At 61.2% G+C, this 19,388-nt stretch carries 14 protein-coding genes; 13 read left to right on the top strand and 1 reads right to left on the bottom strand.

What is annotated here, in order from left to right:
• Window positions 1–19: 19 nt before the first annotated feature.
• The gene (locus B0E51_RS08380; protein ID WP_077444447.1) at window positions 20–916 is read left to right on the top strand and encodes a hypothetical protein; all 897 of its coding nucleotides are present in this window, start codon (window positions 20–22) and stop codon (window positions 914–916) included.
• 11 nt (window positions 917–927) lie between these two features.
• Here B0E51_RS08380 and B0E51_RS08375 read toward each other — a convergent pair whose 3' ends face one another.
• The gene (locus B0E51_RS08375; RefSeq protein WP_077444446.1) at window positions 928–2,040 is read right to left on the bottom strand and encodes a site-specific integrase; all 1,113 of its coding nucleotides are present in this window, start codon (window positions 2,038–2,040) and stop codon (window positions 928–930) included.
• Between the two features lie 499 nt (window positions 2,041–2,539).
• Between B0E51_RS08375 and pilV (B0E51_RS08370) the strand changes: the two genes are divergently transcribed.
• From pilV (B0E51_RS08370) to B0E51_RS08315, 12 genes are all read left to right on the top strand, one after another.
• A complete protein-coding gene (gene pilV / locus B0E51_RS08370) occupies window positions 2,540–3,073 on the top strand; it encodes a type IV pilus modification protein PilV (RefSeq protein ID WP_168172608.1) in 534 nt (177 codons plus the stop codon).
• Entirely contained in the window at window positions 3,073–4,500 is a 1,428-nt protein-coding gene (locus tag B0E51_RS08365) for a PilW family protein (RefSeq protein ID WP_077444444.1), read from the top strand. The genes pilV (B0E51_RS08370) and B0E51_RS08365 overlap by 1 nt, the downstream gene beginning before the upstream one ends.
• Before the next feature lie 18 nt (window positions 4,501–4,518).
• Window positions 4,519–5,196 carry a PilX N-terminal domain-containing pilus assembly protein gene (locus B0E51_RS08360; protein WP_077444443.1) on the top strand — a complete coding sequence of 226 codons (678 nt, stop codon included), beginning with the start codon at window positions 4,519–4,521 and terminating at the stop codon, window positions 5,194–5,196.
• Between the two features lie 17 nt (window positions 5,197–5,213).
• Window positions 5,214–9,890: a PilC/PilY family type IV pilus protein gene (locus tag B0E51_RS08355; protein ID WP_077444442.1), complete on the top strand. Its 4,677-nt coding sequence runs from the start codon at window positions 5,214–5,216 to the stop codon at window positions 9,888–9,890.
• A gap of 37 nt (window positions 9,891–9,927) precedes the next feature.
• Complete coding sequence (locus B0E51_RS08350) at window positions 9,928–10,317, top strand: type IV pilin protein (protein ID WP_168172607.1); 390 nt, start codon at window positions 9,928–9,930, stop codon at window positions 10,315–10,317.
• Between the two features lie 5 nt (window positions 10,318–10,322).
• Window positions 10,323–10,907 carry a GspH/FimT family pseudopilin gene (locus B0E51_RS08345; protein WP_143525854.1) on the top strand — a complete coding sequence of 195 codons (585 nt, stop codon included), beginning with the start codon at window positions 10,323–10,325 and terminating at the stop codon, window positions 10,905–10,907.
• Between the two features lie 366 nt (window positions 10,908–11,273).
• Window positions 11,274–11,852: a type IV pilus modification protein PilV gene (gene pilV, locus B0E51_RS08340; protein ID WP_077444440.1), complete on the top strand. Its 579-nt coding sequence runs from the start codon at window positions 11,274–11,276 to the stop codon at window positions 11,850–11,852.
• Entirely contained in the window at window positions 11,849–13,213 is a 1,365-nt protein-coding gene (locus B0E51_RS08335; RefSeq protein ID WP_077444439.1) for a PilW family protein, read from the top strand. The genes pilV (B0E51_RS08340) and B0E51_RS08335 overlap by 4 nt, the downstream gene beginning before the upstream one ends.
• Before the next feature lie 46 nt (window positions 13,214–13,259).
• The gene (locus tag B0E51_RS08330) at window positions 13,260–13,919 is read left to right on the top strand and encodes a PilX N-terminal domain-containing pilus assembly protein (protein WP_143525853.1); all 660 of its coding nucleotides are present in this window, start codon (window positions 13,260–13,262) and stop codon (window positions 13,917–13,919) included.
• A gap of 17 nt (window positions 13,920–13,936) precedes the next feature.
• Window positions 13,937–18,268 (top strand): PilC/PilY family type IV pilus protein, encoded by a 4,332-nt coding sequence (locus tag B0E51_RS08325; RefSeq protein ID WP_077444437.1) that lies wholly within the window; start codon window positions 13,937–13,939, stop codon window positions 18,266–18,268.
• Entirely contained in the window at window positions 18,261–18,722 is a 462-nt protein-coding gene (locus B0E51_RS08320) for a type IV pilin protein (RefSeq protein ID WP_077444436.1), read from the top strand. Before B0E51_RS08325 ends, B0E51_RS08320 begins: the two co-directional genes overlap by 8 nt.
• 5 nt (window positions 18,723–18,727) lie before the next feature.
• Window positions 18,728–19,309 carry a GspH/FimT family pseudopilin gene (locus B0E51_RS08315; RefSeq protein WP_077444435.1) on the top strand — a complete coding sequence of 194 codons (582 nt, stop codon included), beginning with the start codon at window positions 18,728–18,730 and terminating at the stop codon, window positions 19,307–19,309.
• Window positions 19,310–19,388 lie beyond the last annotated feature (79 nt).

Raw genomic sequence — 19,388 nt, 5'->3', positions numbered from 1 at the left:
GCGAGTGCCACGGACTGCTATGAAGACCATTGATGATCTGATCGACACCCTTAGCCAACCAGGCTGCGCGATGGAAGATGCGTTGATTCGGGCTCAGGTGCTCGCTCATCAGCTGGGTGATACTGAAATGGCAGCGTGGGTCAAAGCCGAACTAGAAGGCTACCCCGATGACACTCCGGTCCCGCCCTATCGCTCTCAGTCGCTCACCCTCACCGGGACGATCGGAAACGGTTATTACTTTTATAAGGACCAGACACTTCCAGTTATCGGTTTGAGCGACAGACTTCGCGAAAACCTGACCATGCGGAATGTCCGACAGGGAGTGGGTGGAATCGAGCACCTTGCCAAGAAGGAAGACGAGGGCGAGCGGTTCGCCGTTCCAATCCCTCCGGAATTTTATGGGCCGCTCTCCAAAATGTGTTCGACTGGATATGCCGTGCAAGCCGCGTGGGCGCACCCGCCGGCTGGTGGTGCGCGGCAGATCCTTACACAGGTTCGAACTCGTCTGCTGCAGTTCGCTCTGAATCTGCGTGATCGAGTGCCAACTGAAACTCCACCCGGTCAGTTGAAGGATGCGATCCCCGATGGAGAGGTGCGCAGTCTGTTCAACAACGCAATGAATTCGAACATTACGGTTGTCGTGAACTCTGGAAGCATCGGCCAGCTGTCGTCTGACGTTAATGTGGTCAATAACGAAGCCGCCTTGATGGAGAGCCTGGCAAAGCTAGGCATTGCGGACGATGAGCTGAAGGGGCTCGACACTGCAATCAAAGCAGATGCTGGCGTCATCGAGCACAAGCGCAACAGCGTGGGGCCAGCTGTTGCGAAATGGATTGGAGAAACATTCAAGGCGGCAACCAAGGCCGGAACAGAGGCGCTTGTCAAAGGCGCCATCCATGGATATTACGGGTTCTAAGTCTAAGCGGATCAGCTCAGTCGCTTGGCTAGGTCGGCTGCGTCAGGGTGGTAGTAGCGCAGCAGCATGCGAGTGTCGCGGTGACCGGTGATCTTGGCCAGCTCGTGGAGCTGGAAGCGCGAGGCTAGTCGGCTGGTCGCTTCATGGCGCAGGTCATGGAATCGCAGGTCGACCAGGAACGCCGGATCGGGCGCCCGACCTTGGTCGGCGCATTCGCGTTCAAAGGTGGTGCGGGCGCGCTGCATCGCCCGCTCGAATGCCTGCGTGATGCCATCAGGGTGCGTGGCAAAGACCGAGCCGCGCAGATCTACTGGCACCGCCGGCGCTTTGCGCCGCTGGCCTTCCTTCTTGGGCAACAGGCTCGCCAGCACGTCCACCGCCGCAGACGACAGCGGCACGTCGCGACTGTTGCCGTTCTTCGTCTCGGGGAGATGCGCCACGCGGCGCCCGAGGTCGATATTCTCCCAGCACAACGCGGCGATCTCGCCACGCCGCATAGCCGTCTCGACGGCCAGCGTGAGGATCGCCGGCAGCACACGCGATTCGCTCGCTGCGCTGATGCGTGCCAGTTCGTCCGTCGTGCGACCGTTGCCGCGCCCCTTGGTCGCGGCCGGTAGCGTTGCAACGCGGCGCGTGCGTGCATTGTTGGGCGTCGGCTTGCGCACCAGCTCGACCGGGTTCGAGAGGCTTTCCATGCCCCATTCCTTGCGCGCCGTGTTGAACAGGTGAGAGAGCCGCGCCAGGCGACGCAACACGGTCGCGGGTGCCAGCCCAGCGGACAGCCACGCGTCGCGCTGCTGTGCGATGTCGCCGCTGCGGATGGTAGCCATGGCGCGCTTGGCCAGCGGCGTCAGACGCCACAGGCCGAGCACCGACTTTTCCCGCACGGCGCCTTTCAGTGCCGGCATGACCTCGGCCTCGTAGCGATCGAGGAGGGTATGCAGCGTGGTGGTTTCCGCCTCGCTGCGATCCAGCCAGACGCCGCGGTTCATCTCCGACTCGATCAGGGCGGCCCACGCTTCGGCCTCGCCGCGCGTGTCGAAGGTCTTGGTCTGCGCTGGCCAACCCAGCCGCCGCACTTGGGCATGCCATTGGTGCGGCCCCCTCCGTCGAATCGTTGCCATCGCGACCTCCCAGCCCACTGTGCCATCAGTGTGCCAGAAACCCTAAATAAATAGATAACTCATTGGTTTTATTGAATTGCAAACCGCATTCGTAATGCGTAGGTCGTAGGTTCGATTCCTATTTCCGCACCAGAACTCCAAAGGCCCGCGCAAGCGGGCCTTTGTTTTTCCGGATGTGCTTTAGGGATGGTCTGGATAACTCGTCATTCCAGTGAAAGCTGGAATCCAGTGTCTTCAATGTCTTGCAACGGCACTGGATCCCAGCTTTCGCTGGGATGACGGGCAAAGACTTATTCAGGTCATCCTTAGTCGACCACACTACCGGGACGACATTGATCGCCACCTTGGCTGGCGCGTGCCCCTTCCGCGCATGATCGCAATCACCTTTCGTTTGCCGCCCGTCGCCGTTTGTCGGGCAATTCCTACCGCCTGTCGGCTGGGGTCTGGCGATGGCAAGGCGGATGGTTACAGTGCACGCAGGGGTATCAGGGAGAATTCCATGCAAGTCTTGTCGCGTCAGCGGGGTGTCTCGCTGATCGAAGTGATGATGGCCGTGCTGATCTTCAGCATCGGGCTGCTTGGCCTGGCCGGACTGATGATCATGGCCACGCGTTCCAATGTGGCCGGCTACCAGTTCACCCAGGTGTCGTATCTGGCGCACAACATGGCCGATCGCATGAGCGCCAATCCAATTGGTGTGTGGAACGGCTCATACAACAGTGCCGCTTATCCGGTCAGTACCACCCAGGACTGCTCGGCGGGGTGTACGCCGGCGCTGCTCGCCGCGTATGACCAGCAGATGTGGAGCAGCCAGCTGAAGACCTTCCTGCCGCCCGGTGCCGCAGCCGTGATTGCTTGCACCAGTACCGGAGTGAGCTTTGACCCGGTCGGCGGTGGACAGGTCGACAAGCGGCCGCCTTATGGCGGTACCTGTGCGATGCGGATCACTTGGAACGAGCGCAATACAGGCGATCAGACCGCGCAATCCGCAACAACGCAAACGCAAACCTTTGCCTGGGAGTTCCAGCCGTGATGGCTTCCGTCTCTTCGTCGCGCCAGTCCGGCCTCACCCTGATCGAACTCATGGTGGCGATGGTGCTGGGCCTGCTGGTGGCTGCCGGCATCGTCACCGTATTTGCCTCCACCTCCAGCAGCAACAAGGCACAGACCCAACTGGCCACCCTGCAGGAAGAGGGGCGTTTCGCCATCGCGCGGATCAAGAACGACGTTGGCCAGGTCAACAGCCAGTACGGCGGCAATACCGGCGGCAATGCCAGCCAGAGCACCACCGCCACCGGGCTGCCCTATCTCGATGGTCTGCGTTCACCGATGGTCTATGCCCACAGCACGACCAGCGCGCTGCTGACCAATGCACTCTATGACCTCAGCACCAGCTGGGGTGGTACTTCCGGTGGCACCGTCGCCTATCCAAGCGAACCGACCACGGGGCCGTATTCGATGCCCTCGTTCCTGTGGCTGCGTGGCTACGACTGCAGCACCACGGCTTGCACGCCGGTGGATCCCAGCAATGTCACCAATACCACCAGCGGCTTCGGCATTCCCGCCATGGGTACTGCCGTGGGCAATCGTGTGGTCGGCTCCGCCGTGCTCACCATGCGCTACATGAACCCGAATGCCGGTTGGGCGATCGAACCGAGTGGCAGCAGTGTCACCGGTAGCACGATCACGGCCAATCCCACGGTCAGCAACGAACTCAAGACGATCAATCTGGCACCGATCACCGGCGAGCAACCGGTGAGTTACATCAAGGCCAATGACCTGATCATGCTGGCCAACTACTCGTCGAGCGAAATCTTCGCGGTGACTGGGCAAACCAGCGCCACGCTGACGCCGTCTACCGCCAACTACTCGGTGCCGGCGGCGATGACAGGCATGAATGCGGTCAAGGTGTTCGACGTCAACCGCGATTTCCAGACCGTCACCTATTACCTCAAGGTGGTTCAGCTCAGCAACGGTACAAACACCGGTGCGCTGATGCGCCGGGTCAACGGTGGCAGCTCGAATACGGTCACAGGCGAAAGTAGCGAATACGAGCTGGCGCGTGGCGTCGAACGGCTGGATTTCAAGTACGGCGTGCTGGACAACAACGGCGAGATCCACTTCCTCACGGCCAACCAGGTGGACACCGCCACCGACGCCAGTGGCAACGCCATCAGCTGCCCGCCCGGCGAATCCAACCCGGCGGCCACCGGTGCCATCAAGGGTTGTCTGTGGCGTGCGGTGCAGAGCATCGAGGTAGACCTGCTGATGGATGGCCAGATACCGCTGTTTACCCTGAGCGCGAACGAGGAGGAGTACACCTACTCGTTCGACTCGACCACGACCGCGCTCGCGGCGCCGTCTTCGCATGCGGTGAAGCCCAGCGACCAGGGTTTCCCCGACCAGCTGCTGCGACGCGAGTTCACGGCGATGATCGCCACGCGCAATTTCAACCCGTGATGCACTGAGGAATACGGCATGTCTGCTTCTCATCGGATTCCCAACCCGGCTTTCGCGTTGGCCGGCAGTCGCGCCCAGCGTGGCGTGGTGCTGGTGGTGGCGCTGATCTTCCTGTTGCTGCTGACCATTCTCGCGCTCAGTGCCAGCGGCCGCTCGCTGCTGCAGGAACGCATGGTCGGCGGTCTGCGCAATGACCAGCAGGCCACCATGAGTGCCAATGCCGGGTTGCGCGGTGCCGAATGGCAGCTGTGGGCACGCACCATGACGGTCGGCGCGCACATGGATTGCCTCAACGGTTCGATCTCCAGCGACGACGGTTGCACCATCTACAACGCCAGCAATCCGCCGTATGGCTCCAGTGGGGACGTCACCAAGTTTCTCACCAGCCAGGGCTGGATCACCGGCATCGGCAAGGCCTACACCGGCCCCAACGGCAGCGGCTATACAGGCAATACCGGCAACATGGTCACCGCCAACCTGGCCGACAACCCGATTTATCTCATCGAGGATCTGGGTATCGAGATGCCACCGGGAGTCAGTGGCGCACAGCATGAGGCCGGCGATACCGGCCCCAACAACACCGGTGCCGGCACCGTGAGCACCCACATCTTCCGCATCACCGCGCGTTCCACCGGCGCCAGCGCCAACACCGTGCGCGTGCTGCAGAGCACGTTCGACGCGCAAGCAAACAATTGAGTCGGAGCATCCAGGCCATGTCCATCCGTCGCTTCATCTTCAAGCGCATGCCGAATGCCAGTGCAGGCATGCTGCTGACTCTGGTTGCCGGGTTGTCCGTGCCGTTACCGGCACCCACGACATTGTCGGTGGCGACCGCTGTGGTGGTTGCCAGCAGCCTGATTTCCGAACCCGCCTCTGCTGCAACCACCGCAGTTTCCGGGGCGGTGGAACTCAGTCCTACGCCGCCCAACCAAACCCAGTCGGTACCGCCGAACATCGTGGTGACCTTCGACGATTCGGGCTCGATGGTGTGGACCCACATGGGCGACAACCCGCCCTATACCCTCACCAATTCGGGCGCCACGATCAGCGGTCTGAGCAATGTGGACTGGAGCAACGGTCCGTGGCGCTGCGCCGCGATGATGGATGCGGACAGCCTGGACGGAGCGACTTCGACGCTGGATGCGCTGGCCATGAATGGCGTGTACTACAACCCCAACGTCATCTATAGCCCGCCTGTCTACGCGAACGGCACGAATTTTCCCAACGCCGGCGACAGTGCCAACACTGCGACCAACCTGAACTACCTGGACAAGGTATGGGCGGATGGTGTCTCGGTGAACCGGCCGCTATCGGCGGTGACGGCAGCTACAACCGCTGGCTACAACAACAACCCGGACATGGTTTCGGGAGGTACGGGAACGCAGAGCAATCTGGCTGGCACGGCGACCATCACGTTTCCCACGACAAAGACCTACTACGTGAGTTTCGGGGCGTGTGCAAGCAACGCGGACGCCAGTTCGTGCACGTCGAATAGCGCTACAAAAATTACGAGCGGAACCAACAAGAACGATTATTACTATTCGGTCAAGGCCAGCACTGCCACGCTTGTTTCCGGAACTGCCGCGACTGCGACCGCGGTGTATGACTCAACAACTGCAACAAGTTCGTGGGTGGGTACTTCCACAAGTACTGGCTGGACCCAAGTCATTGGCTCGACCACCAGCACGAAGTACAACACGTGGACAGTCAGTGTCACCAACACATCCGGTACGCCCACGATTACCAATGACAATCGCTGGCAGTGCGGAACGGCTTCGACCAGCGACGATGGCTGGTCCAGCACCAGCCCCATGGATGGCCAGTCGCACGTGCTGAGTGACGGCAAGACCTATACCTACACAAACGGCGGTCCGTTCTACTACCGCATGAAGAAAGGTACGGTGATCAACCTCAACTCTGCCGGTACACCGTCGACCACCACCGACGTGCAGAACATCTACACCAGCAGCAACTGGGAGGCCGTGCCGGTACCCAGCAGTCAGTACCAGAACTTTGCCAACTGGTATGCGTATTACCGCGCACGCAACTTGATGGCCCGTTCGTCACTATCGCGCGTGTTTGGCAGTTCCAGCCTGGCGGCCACGACGTCGACTGGCGGTTACGGCTCGACGATCCGTGTCGCATGGCAGAACCTCAACACGACGGCCTACAAGCTGCCGGCCAGCACCATCATCAGCAGCGTGATTGATACGACGCCAACCACTTGTGCGTCGACGGAACCTACCCTGGGCTCAGCTGCGCAGCAAACCGGCACGGTTACTGCGGCACCGGCCTGCTACCGCAGCGACTTTTTCAACTGGATCTTCCAGGTGCCGGCGGCCAACAGCACAGCGAGCCGCAGCGCGCTGGCCCGTGCTGGCACGTTCTTCCAGCGTGGTTACAACAGCACCACGAAGGTGGGCAACACGGGAGCCACCGGCGACCTGCACGATCCGTACTGGCAGCCACCTTCCACGGGCACTTTCAACGCAAGCACCAACCCCGGCAACGAACTGGCGTGCCGGCAGAATTTCCACATGCTGGTCACCGATGGCCTGTGGAATGCGGATACCGGTTTGCCGACCGTAGCCAGTATCACCGCGCCCACATCCAGCCTGACTTTGCCGGATGGCAACAAATTCCTCAGCAGCGGTGCGTCCATCTACGCGGCAGTCCATGACGTCGAAGGCAGCACCACGGCAGTCTCGCTGTCCGATCTGGCCTTCAACTACTGGGCTACGGACTTGCGCCCGGATCTGTACGCGCCGTCGAGCAACAAGTATGTGACACCGTACCTGCCTGACACGACGACCGGCGTAGTCACCGCCACGCCGGGCACGTCATCGACCAACCTCAGTCAGACCAATGGCATCAGCAACGAGATCTATTTCAACCCGACCAACGATCCGGCCTCCTGGCCGCACATGTCCGAGTACCTGATCGGCCTGGGCGTCAATGGTCAGCTCAACCAGTCCACTGACACCGACTGCAAGATCTCCAGCTCGTCGGACGCCTGTGCCTTGCGCAAAGGCAACAAGACGTCGCTGGGTGCCGTCGGCTGGCCCACGCCGGACGGTGCCGGTAACGGTCTGGCTTCGAACATCGACGATACCTGGCATGCGGCACTCGATGGCCGCGGCCAGTTCTTCAGTGCGCGCAGTCCTTCAGAGCTGGTCAGCCAGCTGACCAGCGTGCTGACCAGCATCTCTGCACGTGCCGCCAACCCCACGATCGGCGCGATCAACGCCAGCGTGCTGACCACCGGTGCACTGGCCTTCGACATCGGCTACAGCTCCGTCAACTGGACGGGCACGCTGCAGGCCTATGTGCTGAATTCGGATGGCACGACCGGCAGCGAGATGTGGGATGCAGGCTCGAACCTCACCAATTCCACCACCACTCCGCCGGCCAACCGGGCGATCCTCACCGGCAGCCTGAGCAGCAGTGGCAGCGTCACGGGCATGGCGTTTGAATCGAGCTCCACGTTCGATACCGCGGAAAGCACGGGCCTCATGACACCGGCTTCCACCGACAGCACCAATGACACGCAGACCACCCGCATCAATTACCTGCGTGGTGTCCGTACTGAGGAGGCCAACAGCGTCATGCGCACGCGTAACAGCCTGCTTGGCGCCATCATCAACTCGCAGGCGGTCTATGTGAGTTACCCCAGCAGCGGGTACACGGACAACTGGCCGTCCGGTTCGCCCGAGGCCACGGCACAGACGGCAAGCAACGGTACGGATGACAAGTCCTACGACTCCTTCGTCAGCGATCACTCCGCGCGCGAGCCTACGCTCTACGTAGGTGCCAACGACGGCATGTTGCACGCGTTCTATGCGCCAATACCGACCTGCACGGCCACCAGTTCCACCACCGGCCTCTGCACGAACTACAGCGCGGGCACGAATGCGGGCAACGAAACCTTTGCCTACGTGCCGCGCGCGGCATACAGCGGCCTGGGCAACCTCACCAGTGCGAGCAGCTTTTCCTTCGCGCCAACGGTAGACGGTACACCGGTGGTGCGTGATGTGTTCTTCAGCGAAAGCAGCCATGCCGAGTGGCATTCACTGCTGGCAGGCGGGCTGCAGCTGGGTGGGCGCGGCGTGTATGGGCTCGACATTACGGATCCGACCAAGGTGACCGAGGCGAATGCCTCCAGCAAGGTGCTGTGGGAGCTCGACTCGGATTCGACCCCATCGTCAAGTTGTGTGGTGGTCGGCAACACCACGGAGGGCACCACCTGCAAGGCGACCGACCTCGGTTTCACCTACGGTCAGCCGAATGTCGGCCGCCTGGCCAATGGCAAGTGGGTAGTGATCGTGCCCAGTGGCTATTTCCCGGATTGCAGCCAGACCGACAAGCCGGTCATCTGCAATACCACCGGTTATCCCACCCAGCCCAAGGACTCCGCTGGCGTGGTCTACAGCTCGCTGTTCGTGCTCGACGCGCAGACCGGCGCCATGATCGCGGAGCTGAAGACACCTTCCAATCTCACCGGCGTGAGCAGCTACGGCCTGGGTTCGCCGGTGCTGGGTGATTACAACAACGACCAGATCGACGACGTGGCTTTCGCGGGCGACCTTGCCGGCAACCTGTGGCGCTTCGATCTGAGCGACCCGAGCCCTGCCAACTGGAAGGTGACGCTGGCCTACCAGCCGGCCACACAGGGTGCGCAGCCGATCACGGTGATGCCGCGCCTGTTCCCGGATCCAGCCACCAACCGCTTCATCGTGGTGTTCGGCACCGGCAAGTACCTGGGTACAAGTGATTCGTCCAACACCGCCACGCAGGCGATCTACGGCATCCGTGACGAACTGGACAGTTCGGGTAACCCGGTGACGATCACTTTGGCAGGCACCTCCGGCGTTTCCGGCAACGAGGGGCTGGTGCAGCAGACGTTGACCGAAGTAGCCGCCGGCAGCACGACTTCCAATGCGGGCGCCACATTGCGCGAAGTCACCAGCTATGCGGTGCCAGCGACGGATGGCGGCTGGTATATGAAACTGAACGTCGAATCGGGTGAGCGCGTGGTGGTGACGCCGTCGGCGATCTTCGCCAGTAATACGGTCATCATCCAGACGCTCATACCGGGCAGCTCTGATCCTTGCAACCCCAGTGTTGACGGTGCCGTGATGGCTTTCGACGCCACCACGGGTGGTGCTGGCGTAGGTGTGGAGTCACTCGGCGGCTCACCTTATGTCGGTGCACTCGTCAATAACGTGCGTACCAGCGGTACCCTGCCGGTGGCTACACAGGCGGGCGGCGGTGCGCTGATCTTGCCTGGCATGACGTTGACGGGTAAAAAGAGCAATGCGGGTACGCCGCTTTCGCTCGATGCGCCGATCTGGCGTCGGCGTTCCTGGCTGGAGTTGAACAATGACCAATGACAGGGGATGGTGCATGGAGCGATCGCGTGGTTTCACCATGCTGGAGCTGATGATCGTGGTGGCAATCATCGCCTTACTGTCTGCGATCGCCTTGCCGATCTACACCAAGTATGGCTACCGAGCGCGCCGCCCGGACGGTCAGAACCTGCTGCTGAGTATCGCCAACGCAGAAGAGCGTTACTACGCGACCAACAACAAGTACGGCCTGGTAACCGATATCGGCTATTCGACCGACCCTACGCCTTCTGAAAAGGGCTATTACGCTGCGGACGTCGTGGTCGCCGGCACCGCTTCAGCGACGTTCGTTGCCGCCGCGGTGCCGGTGGCTGGCGGTGATCAGGCCAAGGATGATTGCGGTACCTTGAACATCAGTAATGCCGGGGTCAAAACGTCATCTGGCACCACCACCAATGGCACCTGCTGGTGAATGCCATGGCCTGCATGTCCAATCGCCAACGCGGTTTCAGCCTGATCGAGTTGATGGTGACGATCTTGGTGGCAGCGATCCTGCTTGCGATCGCCGTACCCAGCTTCCGCGACGTGATTCATCGCAATCAAGTCAGTTCGGCGAGTAACGAACTCCTGGCCAGCATGGCGTATGCCCGTACCGAGGCGGTAACCCGTGGGCAGCTGGTGTCGATGTGTCCAAGCTCGGACGGAGCCAACTGCACCCCATCTGGGCAGACGTATGATCCGGGCTGGATTGTCTATACCTACCCGGCTGGAGCGGCATCCGCCAACAAGGTGTATGACACTACCGACATACTGTTGCGCGCGACCGGCACGCAGAGCGGCGTGTCTATCCAGTCGCTGGGCACTACGGTCATCACCTTCGGGCAGCAAGGCCAGCTTGACCCTGCTGCGACTACACTGGAATTCACAACCTGCTATCGCGACAGCAGCAGCGGCACAGGCACCAGTACCTCGACGGTGCCGGGTGTGGAGCTGCAAGTAAGCCCCCTCGGTAGTGGACAAACCTCGTCGATCGCTGCCGGTGCCTCCTGCACGCCGAGCTAATGCCGGAAATGTGCTGGATTGCACGTATGGAAACCTGCGGTCCCTGCCGGAGTTTTGCTGCATGGCTTGATGAGAATGCTTTCGCTTGCTCCCTGTTTCGAATTTGATCAAGGCACAGATGGCCTGTCTCTAGTGTAGAAAGGCCATCAGCCTGTCCGTGTATTGCGCAATCAGAGCCGATACACCTCAAGATATTGCGATCTGGCGGATACTGCGAACCGCTCGTACGACGCACCCTCACTATCAGAGCTTCCATCTGACCAGGCGATCTACCGTTCGTCGGCGTTTTGCTACCGTCCATCCGCAAGTTATTGACGTAATAATTTACGATGTTACGTTGCAGAGAATCTCAGCGAGGGACTCTGCATGCGACGGTGGTCAAGCCAGCGCGGCGTTTCATTGATCGAAGTGATGATGGCGGTGCTGATCTTCAGCATCGGCCTGCTCGGGCTGGCTGGCCTGCTGGTGATGGCCACCCGTTCAAATCATGCAGCCTACCTGCGCACGCAGGTGACCTTTCTGGCCGGCAGCATGGCCGACCGCATGAGCGCCAACCCCGTCGGCGTCTGGAGCGGCAGTTACAACTCGTCGGGTTATCCCGTCAGTGCAGGTACCGCAGCCAACGCCGACTGCAGCGCAGGTTGCACGCCTGCCGCTCTCGCGCAGTCCGATCAGGGCAGCTGGAGCCGTCAGCTCACTACCTTCCTGCCCAACGCCAAAGCCAGAATCAATTGCGATGCCAGGAATGCCGGCTATGCGCCTGCGACATGGATTCCACCCTCGACCAGCACCTCGGCTCCGGCGGCCACGCCAGGCCAGATCGGCATGCGTCCACCTTACGGGGGCACATGCAAGATGCGCGTCCAGTGGAGTGAGCAAGGGACAGGTGACAAGGATCATCGCGTTGCCCAGATGCAGACGTTCGACTGGGAGTTCCAGCCATGATGACCCTGACGATGGCTGGTCTTCGTTGTCGGCAGGCCGGCGTTACCTTGATCGAGCTGATGGTAGCCATGGTGCTGGGTCTGATCGTGGCGGCCGGCATCGTCACCGTGTTCACGTCGACCGCCAAAAGCAATCGCGCGCAGAACCAGCTGGCACGCCTGCAGGAGGAAGGGCGTTTCGCGGTCACTCGACTCAAGGGTGACCTGCGTATGGCCAACGGCCAGTACTGCACCAATTCCGGCGGTGTTGCGAAGGCTGCCGCGGCATCGCAGGTGTACCTGGATGGTCTGCGGGCGCCGAAGGTATATGCCCAGAGCCTCGTCACGGCGATGGCTGATGTGAGCACAGGCTGGGGCACCAGCAGCGGTGGCAACAGCTATCCGTCGGCCCCTTCGGCGCCCTATTCGCTTCCGTCCTACCTGTCGATGCGTGGCTACGATTGCGGCAAGACGGGCAGCACCTGCAAGCCGGTCGATCCGCATGCGACAGTCGCCGGCATTCCCGACATGGGCACGGTCGTGGGCAATCGCGTTGTCGGCACCGATGTAATCACGGTGCGCTACGTGAATGCCTCGCGCGGCTGGGCAGTCGTCGATGACAGCGTCACCGGCACTCATCTGGCGGTGGACACCGCCAGTCCCAATGTCATGCAGAGCATCACGCTGGGGCAGGCTACTTCCAGCGAGCCATCGACCGCCGATTTCGCGGCGGGCGATCTTGCCATGCTGGCCGATTGCTCCAACGCCCAGGTCTTCGCCGTGACGAAGGCCGGCAACACGTTGACGCCCGATCCAGCCGGCAACCTTGCCATCCCTGCGCCACAGCAGCCGCTGTCGGCACCGAAGGTGTTCGATTTCAACCGCGACTACCAGACGGTCACCTATTACGCGAAGGTGGTTGACGACGGCAACGGCCAGAAGACCGGTGCCCTGATCCGTCGCGTCAACGGTGGTGCCGGCAAGCCGGGCGGCTCCGAGGATGAACTGGTGCGCGGCGTCGAGCGGCTGGACTTCCGTTATGGCGTGCAGGATGCCGACGGCAAGATCCGCTACCTGCCCGCAGGCGATGTCGACAAGGCCGCCAGCATCACCTGTCCACCCGCCGAGCCCAATGCCATCACGACTGCGGGATGCCTGTGGCGTGCGGTCAGCAGTATCGAGGTGAACATGGTCATCGACGGCCAGGTCCCGCTGTACACGCTTGCCGCATCCGAGCTGGCCTACAGCTACGGCATCGATGGCCAGCCCAGGCCGGTCGCACCTTCGGCGCACGCCATCAAGCCGAGCGACCAGGGTTTTGTGGATCCGATGATCCGCCGCGAATTCACCGCCGTGGTCTCGGTGCGCAACTTCAATCCGTGATGTCGCGGTCAGCCACGTGTATCTCTCCCACGAACCGGAGCACTTCATGATGCAGGCACGTTTTCATCAAAGTCGGCGATACGCGCAGCGCGGCGCAGTGCTGGTCGTTGCGCTGATCTTCCTGTTGCTGCTGACCATCCTGGCGATGAGCGCATCGGGACGGTCGCTGCTGCAGGAACGCATGGCGGGTGGCCTGCGCAATGCGCAGCTGGCGGAGATCAGTGCGGATACCGCCTTGCGCGGTGCGGAATGGACCCTGTGGACCAGCACGTTGAAACTCACCTCGACACCGCTGCTATGCGGTAGCGGTGTCCTTTCAGGTGGCTGTTACCGCTATGACCCGGCGAATGCCGCCGTCTACGGCAAGACCGGCACGGTAACCAAATTCCGTACCAGTCCCACGTGGATAGCCACCGGGGCGCAGACCCATCGCGGGCCGGGGAACAGCGTCAACTACACCGCGCCAAGCAGCGGTTATGAGACGTCCAGACTCGCCAACAACCCGGTCTACCTCATCGAGGACATGGGTGTGGAGTTGCCGCCTGGTGTCAGCGGCGGCCTGCACGAATCGGGTTCCACCGGCAGCGGTGGAACCGGCGTCGGCAGCACCAGCCGCCATGTCTACCGCGTCACTGCACGCGCCACGGGTGGCGACAAGAACACCATGCGCGTGCTGGAAAGCACGTTCGCCGCCAAGAGCAATTGAGCCGGAGCATCTGCACCATGCGTATCCGTGATTTCGTATCTGGTTCCAGGCATGTCGCTGCGCTTGGTTTCGCGCTGACCCTGCTTGGTGGGCTGTCGGCTCCTTTCGCGCCTGAAGCCGAGGCGCAAGTTGCACCGATCTGGGTGTTCTCGGCCTTTGCGGGTGCGGCCCCTGCCGCAGCAAGTACGGCACCGATCGCAGCAGTGGAACTCAGCCCTACACCACCGAACGACACCCAGGCTGTGGCACCGAACATCGTGGTCACCTTCGATGACTCGGGGTCGATGGCCAACAACTACATGGGCGACAAACGGCCATTTGACGATGGCAGCTGGACGGGGCAGTGGCGTTGTGCCGGTGTGATTGATCCGCGGGTCACCCATGCCAGCAACATTCTCGCGAGTGCGATGAATGGCGTGTACTACAACCCCAATGTGCTCTATACGCCACCTGCAAGGGCAGACGGCTCGGTGTTCCCACAAGCCGACCGTGCGCTGAAAATCGTGCCCCAGGACGGTATTGGGGTAAATCGACCGTACAACCAGAAGGCACTGGATGCTCTGGGCGGTTACAACGACAACCCAGGTGGGTCGTTCGATACGACCGCAGCCACTGATTTGACTGGAACTAAAAGTACTATCGCGCCGCAGTCTGGTTGGTATTGGATTGGCACGGGATCCAACACGGACTATGCAAATACCTGGGTCTATGGCGTCTTTCCGACAGGAAAAGGGTGGTATTCCACGCAGACGAACAGGCCGACCAAGTCTTCACAGACAACAAACGGCAATTTTCCTGCGCCGCAGAGTCTTGGCGACAAACGATGGAAATGTGGCTACGACTCCACGTCCCCGATGGACAGCAGCAAGAAGGGGTCCGATGGCAATGCTTATCCGGACGGCGGCCCCTACTATTACCGCTTGAAGTCGGGCACCACGATCGCGGTGGACAGCTATGGGCGCCCCACCACGGGAACGAGTGGCGGCCAGAAGACGCTTTACACCGCGGCGAATTGGGAGGCCGTGCCGGTCCCCAATACCAATGCCAACATAAATGGCGTCACGGTGAACCAGTGGCAGAACTTCGCCAACTGGTATGCCTATTACCGTACCCGCAACTTGATGACACGCACGGCACTCTCGCGCGTCTTCGGCGGCCTGGGCAGTTCAACACCGACCGGTGGCTTTGGCAACGCGTTCCGGGTGGCATGGCAGAACTTGTATACGAACGGTACGTTCTATCTGCAGGACAGCACGATCATCACCAGCCTGCTCGATCTGAACTCGCCGGTGTGCAATGCAAGTTCCGTCAATCCATCAACCATTTCCCTGCAAGCAACAGCACCATTCAGGACATCGCCCAACTGCTATCGAAGTGCATTCTTCAACTGGATATTCGGCGTAAACGCGACGGATACCACGCCCGCCCGTGCATCGGCAATTCGTGCCGGCAAATTTTTCCAGCGCGGTTACAACAGCGCTACCAAAGTTGGCAATACCGGTGGCAGCGGCGATTTGCATGACCCGTATTGGGATCCACCGCAGAAGACTGGCGCCGATGGCAGCGAACTGGTTTGCCGGCAGAATTTCCACATGCTGGTAACGGATGGTTACTGGAACGAAGACAACCCGACACTCCCATCTGGATTTTCTGACTCGCAGACTGCACTCACGTTGCCGGATGGCACGAAGTACGGCGTGACCGCTGCCGAATCGCGGGTGTTCTGGAATGTGCAGGGTACGAAACTGACTTCGTCGCAGGCCAATATTGCCTTCAATTACTGGGCAACGAACCTTCGCCCAGATCTCTACGATCCAACCAATGGCAAGGTCGTGCCTCCTTATATGCCCGACACCACGACAGGAGTGCTGGGCGGAGCAACTTCGACTGCGTTGGAGAAATATTTCAATCCGAACAACGACCCCGCCAACTGGCCGCATATGGTCGAGTACATGGTCACCTTGGGTGTGCCGGGCAAACTCACCTATTCGGGGGATGTGGATTGCGTCAAGAACGCGAGCAATGACATCTGTGCGTTGCGGCAGGGACAGAAAAACTCCACTGGCAATACTGGCTGGACGACGCCTGCCAACAATGCGGCAGAGGGCATCGACGATACCTGGCACGCTGCCATCAACAGCCGAGGCGCCTACTTCAATGCCGGTAATCCGCAAAATCTGGTGGATCAACTCAGTTCGATCCTGACCAATATCAGTGCGCGCAGCGCGCCGGCCACCACCGGTGCCGTCAACACTTCGGTACTGGTGCCTGGTGCGCTTGGCTTCAGTACGGGTTACAGCTCGGCCGATTGGACCGGTACCTTGCAGGCTGTCGCCGTGGATACGGACGGCACGACCGGCACGGCGGCAGCGTGGGATGCAGGGGCAATTCTCGACGATGCCACCAGGACGCCTCCATCCGGGCGAGCCATCTTCACGGCGAAGGCAGCTGCTGACGGTGGCTTCGACGGCGGTGTCGAATTCAAGACCTTCACCGACCTGGATACGGCCGGGCAGACCTTGCTGAGCGGCTCACCGGCCAGTATCGACAGTGGCACCAATGATACTGGTCAGACACGCGTGGACTATCTGCGCGGTGATCGCTCCAGGGAGGGCACCACCTTCCGCCAGCGTTCGCATCTGCTGGGAGCCATCATCGGCTCGCAGGCGCTCTATGTGACCTATCCGTCCAGCGGCTACCGCAATACCTGGCCGACAGATTCGCCCGAGTGGACCGCAGTGGACGGGGACAGTGCGGATTGCGGTACGACTTCGCCGTCGACGTGCCACAGCTACGAGTATTTCGTGAAGGATCACCTGACGCGCAAGCCGGTGGTCTACGTGGGTGCGAACGACGGCATGCTGCACGCCTTCGATGCATCCCAGTACGAGGACACGTCCGTGTCGCTCAGCGTGATCAAGCCCACGGCCGGTGCCGGCAAGGAGCTGTTTGCCTACGTGCCACGCTCGGTCTACGCGAATCTCGGCAACCTCACGACGAGAAGCAACTTCAAGTTCATGCCGACGGTGGATGGCGTGCCGGTGAGCCGTGATGTGTTCTTCCGCACGGATACCACCTCGCCCGTGGCAACCTTGAAGGGCTGGCACACCATCCTCGTCGGTGGACTGCGCCTTGGCGGACGTGGTGTCTATGCCCTGGACATTACCGATCCGACGACGATGGGCGTCGGCAAGGTACTGTGGGAGTTCAATGCCGACATGCCGAATGTGGCCGGCGGCAAGCCATCCAACCTGGGCTATACGTATGGCCAGCCAAACATCGGTCGTCTGAACAACGGCAAGTGGGCGGTTTTGATACCGGCTGGTTATTTCCCGGATTGCAGCAAGGCGCCGTTCACTGCCGCCAACTGCACATCACCGGCCGCTGCCGCGAATACCTTCAGCTCGCTGTTTGTGGTCGACGCGCAGACCGGCAAGCTGATTCGCGAGATCAAGACCTCCGATTCGGCCGCGAGCGGTACGGTGGTCAGCCATGGCCTGGCGACACCCGTGCTGGGTGACTACAACGATGACCAGATCGATGACGTGGCGTTTGCAGGCGATCTGGACGGCAACCTGTGGCGCTTCGATCTCGGCGATGCCAATCCGTCCAGTTGGGTGATCACGCTGGCCTATCAGCCAGGCACGGCACTGGTCGGCAAGCAGCCGATCACCTCGATGCCGCGCCTGTTCGGGGATCCGGCCACCAACAGGTTCATCGCGGTGTTCGGTACCGGCAAATACCTGGGAGCCAGCGACAACACCAGCGGCAGTTCGGCGATGCAGGCGGTCTACGGTATCCGTGACATGGGCTCGATCGTCACGCCATCGGATCTGGTGCAGCAGACGTTGAGTGAGAAGACGGCGGCTGATGGCAAGACAGTTGCCCGCGGCCTCACCAACTACCCGGTGGGCATGGACAAGAAGGGCTGGTATTTCAACCTGGGCCCGAGCACATCCTCGGCGGGTGAACGCGTGGTGGTCACGCCAGGTGCGCTGTTCGATACCGGGCGTGTGGTCATCCAGACCCTGATTCCTGGTACCAACGATCCGTGTGACGCGAGCATCCAGGGTGCGGTCATGGCGGTGAACGCGGCCACAGGCGGATCGGGTGGTGGCCTGAGCGGTCCGGCCGTGACGGGTTGGGGAGGCACAGGAGCCGGAGATACCTCGGTGGTTGGTGGTCGCGTCAACAATCCGCGCACCACGGGTTCCGTCCCGTTGGTGACGACGATTGGCGGTGGCACCGTGCTGATCCCGGGATTGAAGTTGTCCGGCAGTGGCTCGGCGCTCAACATCAACGATGCTGTCTGGCGTCGTCGCTCATGGCGGGAGCTGAACAATGATTGACGACCATGGGAACCCGGTGAGCGGGCAGCGCGGTTTCACCATGATCGAACTGATGATCGTGGTGGTGATCATTGCGGTATTGGCAGCCATCGCGATTCCGGCCTATGGACGCTATGCGTATCGCGCCCGTCGGCCGGATGGCCAGCAGCTGCTGTTGCAGATTGCCAATGCACAGGAGCGCTACTACGCGACGAACAATCAATACGGATCGCTCAGTGGCACACCGGGACTCGGCTATGCCAATCCGGCGATATCGGAAAAGGGCTATTACTCGGCACAGATCCAGGTAGAGGCGGATCCGGCAGGCAACAGTTCCGCTGTGTTTGTCGCGACAGCGACACCGATAGGTGCACAGGCCAGGGATGCGTGCAGCGCGCTGTCGATCAGCAATGCCGGAGTCAAATTGCCAGCGGCAAGCGATGCCAACTTCAACACCAACGGCCATTGCTGGTGAGGGCCATGAATCGGTTGACCCGCCAACATGGTTTCAGCCTGCTCGAACTGATGATCACGATCACCGTCGCAGCGATCCTGCTGGCGATTGCCGTGCCCAGCTTTCGCGACGTGATCCACCGCAATCAGGTCAGCTCAACCAGCAACGCGCTACTGGCGAGTTTGGCGTATGCCCGTACCGAGGCGATTACGCGCGGACAGCTGGTGTCGATGTGCCCTAGCAGCACGGGTGATTCGTGCACGCCGGGCGGGCAGGCTTTCGATCCGGGCTGGATCGTCTATACCTATCCAGCGGGGACAGCCTCGGCCAACAAGGCGTATGACGAGTCGTCGATCTTGTTGCGCGCCATCCCCGCACAGCCGGGCATATCGGTTCAGTATTTGGGCAACACGGTCATCACGTTCGGTCAGCAAGGCCAGCTCAATCCCAATGGGTCCACGCTGAAATTCGTGGCCTGCCATCGTGATGGCACGAACGGCACCGGCATCAGTACTACGGCGGTGCCTGGTAATGCGTTGGGCGTGAATGCATCGGGTAGCGTGCAGACATCGACGGTCGGGGCGGGCGAGTCCTGCTCACCGACTTGATTGTGTCGGGTAGTCTGCTGTCGCTGCGGACACAGATCTGACGGTGCTGTAGGTCACCATGTGGACCTCTCCAGGATCA

The organism is Rhodanobacter sp. C05, from assembly GCF_002001165.1.
Taxonomy (GTDB): Bacteria; Pseudomonadota; Gammaproteobacteria; order Xanthomonadales; family Rhodanobacteraceae; genus Rhodanobacter.
Note: the sequence above shows the minus strand (reverse complement) of the source record. Positions and strands in the feature narration are given on the sequence as shown.